Consider the following 799-nt stretch of genomic DNA (forward strand, 5'->3'; position numbering starts at 1 on the left):
CCCTCTCGATGGCTGAGGATGTAAACCATTTGCAGCACAATATCTATACATTGCGTGGCGCGCAGATCCGCGACTCTGCTGCGTGGGCGAAATATATCAACCAGTCCTTGGGTCGCTGGGGCGAACAGGTCAAGGTTCATTTTGGCCCCCATACCTGGCCGGTCTGGGGCAACGGTCAAGTAGTGGAGTACCTCAAAAACCAGCGAGACCTCTATCAGTCCCTCTTCGATACGACCATGCGCTACGCCAATTATGGTTATGGCCCCGATGAAATTGCCGAAAATGCAAAGCTACCCAAGTCGGTGTTTAACAACTGGGATAACCGTCCCTATTACGGCAACCTGAAAAATAACCTGAAATCAACCTATATTCGTAATCTTGGCTGGTTTGACGGTAACGCGGCCAAATTGGCCCAATATCCCGATGACGAGCGTGGCAAACGTTATGTTGAGGCGTTTGGAGGGGAGGACAAGCTACTGGAGGCCGCCCTCAATAGCTTCAACAAAGGGGATTATCGTTTTGCCGCCGAACTGTTAAACAATATTGTTGCCTCCAATCCTGCCAACCAGAAAGCGGTGTTGCTGATGGCTGATTCTCTTGAGCAGTTGGGCTACCAGGATGAGACAACCCTGACTCGTAATCTTTATTTGTCGGGCGCCCAGGAGTTGCGTATGGGCGGGAATGTGCCCAATCAACTCTCTACCACCTCGCCCGAGGTGATAGCGGGACTGCCTGGCGACATGCTGATGCCTTACCTCGGCATGGTGATGGATCAGGTCAAGGCCGAGCAGGTGGGTAA

1 protein-coding gene is annotated in these 799 nt (G+C 52.3%); it reads left to right on the forward strand.

Translation table 11 applies throughout. The features are described 5' to 3' along the window. Positions 1-29 precede the first annotated feature (29 nt). The coding region (locus A9G06_RS21260; RefSeq protein WP_290439017.1) for an alkyl sulfatase dimerization domain-containing protein at positions 30-799 on the forward strand (770 nt) is incomplete at its 3' end.

Origin of the sequence: Aeromonas sp. DNP9, from assembly GCF_001728955.1 — a bacterium.
GTDB classification, from domain to species: Bacteria; Pseudomonadota; Gammaproteobacteria; order Enterobacterales; family Aeromonadaceae; genus Aeromonas; species Aeromonas veronii.